This is a genomic window from Kribbella sp. NPDC050281 (genome assembly GCF_040655855.1).
Taxonomy (GTDB): Bacteria; Actinomycetota; Actinomycetes; order Propionibacteriales; family Kribbellaceae; genus Kribbella.
Genome location: NZ_JBFAKS010000094.1, coordinates 1 through 3,856, shown reverse-complemented (window position 1 = coordinate 3,856; position 3,856 = coordinate 1). Strand labels below are relative to the sequence as shown.

Annotated in this window: 4 protein-coding genes; 3 read left to right on the top strand and 1 reads right to left on the bottom strand. The window is 70.7% G+C overall.

The window, feature by feature from the left end; translation table 11 throughout:
- The 3 genes from AB0I34_RS44015 to AB0I34_RS44005 form a co-directional block, all read left to right on the top strand.
- Window positions 1-254: hypothetical protein (locus AB0I34_RS44015; protein WP_360458678.1), on the top strand; the 254-nt coding region annotated here is incomplete at its 5' end.
- Window positions 255-683: 429 nt separating this feature from the next.
- On the top strand, window positions 684-851 hold the full coding sequence (locus AB0I34_RS44010) for a hypothetical protein (RefSeq protein ID WP_360458675.1): 168 nt from the start codon (window positions 684-686) through the stop codon (window positions 849-851).
- An 81-nt stretch (window positions 852-932) separates the two neighbouring features.
- On the top strand, window positions 933-2,408 hold the full coding sequence (locus tag AB0I34_RS44005; RefSeq protein WP_360458672.1) for an MFS transporter: 1,476 nt from the start codon (window positions 933-935) through the stop codon (window positions 2,406-2,408).
- A 1-nt stretch (window position 2,409) separates the two neighbouring features.
- Here the strand turns inward: AB0I34_RS44005 and AB0I34_RS44000 are convergent, their stop codons facing one another.
- Window positions 2,410-3,723 carry an AarF/ABC1/UbiB kinase family protein gene (locus tag AB0I34_RS44000; RefSeq protein ID WP_360458669.1) on the bottom strand — a complete coding sequence of 438 codons (1,314 nt, stop codon included), beginning with the start codon at window positions 3,721-3,723 and terminating at the stop codon, window positions 2,410-2,412.
- Window positions 3,724-3,856: the final 133 nt, after the last annotated feature.

Sequence of the window (3,856 nt, the reverse complement as noted above, 5' to 3'; positions counted from 1 at the left end):
GGGTTCTGCCGGCAGGTTCCACGCTCAGCGCGCGGCGTCGCTGGCGGTTGTGTAGTGCTGGCGGTCCGCCGCCGCTCCTCGGCCACGCCCGCACTCGCCGCTCCTCGCGCGCTCGGGCTCGCCGCTCCTCGGCCACGCCGGCGCTGTCGCTCCTGCCGCTCGCCGCACCCGCGTACCGGACCGCCAGCACTCATCAACTGCGCCGTGCCGGCAGGCTCCACGCTCAGGTGGGTCCCTCGGTGGTGGTTGTGTAGTGCTGGCGGTCCGCCGCCGCCCCTCGGCCACGCCCGCACTCGCCGCTCCTCGCGCGCCCGGGCTCGCCGCTCCTCGGCCACGCCGGCGCCGTCGCTCCTGCCGCTCGCCGCACCCGCGTACCGGACCGCCAGCACTCATCAACTGCCCCGTGCCGGCAGGCTCCACGCTCAGCTGGGGGTCCCTCGGTGGTGGTTGTGTAGTGCTGGCGGTCCGCCGCCGCTCCTCGCCCGCGCCGCCGCTCGCCGTTCCTCGGCCTCGCCGTGCTGAACTCGGGCAGCGGATCGCCAGCACTCATCAACCGCTGACCGTCACCGGCTTCCACGCTCAGCGGATGGCGTTGGGTGGTGGTTGTGTAGTGCTGGCGGTCCGCCGCCCTCGGTCTGGTGGGGGATGGGCGGGGTCGTCCTGGGAAGGTGCAGACTGGGCGCATGGTGAGAGTGAGTTGTGCGTTGTGTGGTCAGCAGGCGGAGTCGGAGGACGTGCCGCTGACCTGGATGACCTCGGTGGAGGACGGTCGCAAGCTGGTGTACTGCGACCGGTGCGCCCGGGAGAACGTCCGCAGCATCGAGGGGAAGCTGGACCCCGTCCACTGGTGAAAAAGTTCTGAACCGGGTGTCGAATCCGGCCTGATCCGCCCGACGCAGGGGTGAAAGCACTCCAGCGGAAGGAACCGGATCATGACCCTCACCGAGAGCTCGCCAGAGACGACCAGCCGGCGGCAGTGGATTGGCCTGGGAGTTCTGTCGCTCGCGACGCTACTGGTGTCACTGGATCTGTTCGTCATGCTGCTAGCCGTGCCTGCGGTGACCGAAGCGCTGGGCGCCACCAGCAGCCAGCAGCTGTGGATCCTGGACGTGTACGGGTTCATGGTGGCCGGCCTGATGATCACGATGGGCAACATCGGCGACCGGATCGGCCGCCGCCGGCTGCTGCTCGCGTCCGCCGCGCTGTTCGGTGTCGCCTCGGTGGCAGCGGCGTACTCGACGAGCCCGGAGATGCTGATCGTGACCCGCGCGGTACTCGGTATCGCGGGTGCGGCGATCGCTCCGTGCACGCTGTCGCTGATCAGCACCCTGTTCCCGAACGCGCAGCAGCGGGCCAAGGCACTGGGGATCTGGGCCGGCTGCTTCACCGTCGGCGCTGTGATCGGCCCGATCGTCGGCGGCGTCCTGCTGAACCACTTCTGGTGGGGCTCGGCGTTCCTGATCGGCGTACCGGCGATGGCGGTGCTGGTCGCGGTCGGGCCGTTCCTGCTGCCGGAGTACCGCGACGAGAACGCGGGCCGGATCGATCTCCCGAGCGTGCTGCTGTCGCTGGCCGCGATCCTGCCGGCGATCCACGGCCTGAAGCAGCTCGCCGCGCACGGGGTGAGCGCGACGGCGGCCGGTTCGCTCGTGGCCGGCGGAGTTTTCGGCTGGATCTTCGTACGACGCCAGCAGCGGCTGGCCGATCCGCTGGTCGACGTACGCCTGTTCACCCGGAAGACCTTCACGGTCACGCTCGGCAGCATGTTGTGCTTCTCGATGCTGTCCGGCGGTGTGATGGTGTTCGTCGCGCAGTACTTCCAGCTGGTCCAGGGCATGACCCCGCTGGCTGCCGGGATCGCTCTGGTCCCGGGCATGGTCACCACGACCGTCGCCTTCCAGGTGGCGCCGCGGCTGGCGCAGCGGATCCGCCCGGGTGTACTGATCCCGGCCGGGATCGCCTTCACGGTCGTCGGAATGGGCGTGATGACCCAGGCGACGTCGACCGCCGTCCTCGTCATCGCCTTCGCGGTCCAGTGCGTCGGCCCCGCACCGCTCGTCACGCTGGGCACGAACCTGGTGATCGGCTCCGTCCCGCCGGAGAAGGCCGGATCCGCCGGCGCGCTGACGCAGACCGGCAACGAGTTCGGCTACGCGCTGGGCATCGCGATCCTGGGCAGCGTGGTCACCGCGGCGTACCGGAGCCAGATGAACGGCCGCGGCGGCAACTCATTGGCCGAGGCGATCGCTCAGGGCGTGCCTGGCGACGTACTGGCCCAGGCGCAGGACGCGTTCACCGGAGGACTGCACCTGGCCGCCGGCATCACCGCTGTGGTCCTGACCCTGGTCGCCACCGCGCTGGCGATCACCCTGCGGTCGGTGCCGGTCCTGGGCCACGACGAGCACTGAGTCAGTCGTCGGTGAAGCCGGGGAGAAGCTCCTCCAGGACGGCGCGAAACGGGGCTTTCGCCTCGAGCTGGGACAGGACGGCCATGCCGCCGATCCAGACCCTGTGGATGAGCAGGTACGACGGCGGCATGTTCAGCCGGAGGGCCAGCCCCGCGTTGGGCGACCGGAAGTCCCCGGTCCGGTTCGCCTGCGCGCGCATCCACGCCCGGCTGAACTGGAACGTCTCCTCCCGGGCCGGCTCCGCGAACGGCGCCAGGTAGTCCATCAGCTGGTCGGGGTCGATCTCCATCCGCGGCTTGATGAACCCCTCGGCCCGCAGCCCGTCCCGTACGGCGATCCCGTCGCCGTCGAGCGAGATCCGCAGCAGCCGCCCGATCGCCGGTGGGAGACCGTCCGGCAGCCGCGCGCACAGCCCGAAGTCGACCACGCCGAGCCGTCCGTCCGGCATCACCCGGAAGTTCCCCGGATGCGGGTCGGAGTGCAGCAGGCCGGCGTACTTGGGGCCGCTGAACATGAACCGGACGTACTTCAGCCCGATCGCGTTGCGCTCCTTCTTGGTGCCGTCGCTGATGATCGACGACAGCGGCCGGCCCTCGAGCCACTCGGACACGATGACCGAGGGGGAGTGCTTGATGACCCGGGGAACGACGAACTCGTCGTGGTCCTTGAACGCATCGGCGTACTGCTGCTGGGCCTGAGCCTCGCGGTCGTAGTCCAGCTCCTCGCCGATCCGCTCCTGCAACTCGGTGACGAGCGGCTTCATGTCCAGGCCGGGGACCAGCGTGCCGAAGGTGCGGGCGAACCGGCCGAGCTGGCGCAGGTCCGCGCGCAGCGCCTCGGCGGCGCCCGGGTACTGCAGCTTGACCGCGACCTCGCGGCCGTCCTTCAGGATGCCGCGATGCACCTGGCCGATCGACGCGGCCGCCGCGGGCAGGTCGTCGAACTCCTCGAACCGGTCCCGCCAGCGCCTGCCCAGCTCGCGCGACAGGATCGTCTGCACGGTCGAGGCCGGCATCGGCGGGGCGGAGTCCTGCAGCTTGGTCAGGGTGGCCCGGTACGGCGCCGCCAGCTCCTCCGGCATCGCCGACTCCATCAGGCTCAGCATCTGCCCGAACTTCATCGCGCCGCCCTTGAGCTCACCCAGGACGGAGAACAACTGGTCGGCGGTCCGGCGCTGGAACTCGGCGTACACGGCCTCGGCCGGCGCACCGCCGATCCGCTTGCCGAGCCCGACCGTGGCCCGGCCGGCGGCACCGAGCGGCAGGCTGGCGAGCTTCGCGGTCCGGCTCAGCGCCTTGCGGGGGAGGTCCGACACGTACCCATTCTGTCGGGTCGCCCAAGCCGGGACGACGGAGGGGCGGTGGACGACACGTTGAGCAGGACATCGACGAGCTGTACGACGCGTTCATGCACCCGCGCGCGGACCGGCCGACGCTGCCGCTGCTCGG

Bases quoted from the DNA above. Each gene is read 5' to 3' on its own strand.
- AB0I34_RS44010 (WP_360458675.1), top strand. From the start codon at position 684: ATGGTGAGAGTGAGTTGTGCGTTGTGTGGTCAGCAGGCGGAGTCGGAG.
- AB0I34_RS44005 (WP_360458672.1), top strand. From the start codon at position 933: ATGACCCTCACCGAGAGCTCGCCAGAGACGACCAGCCGGCGGCAGTGG.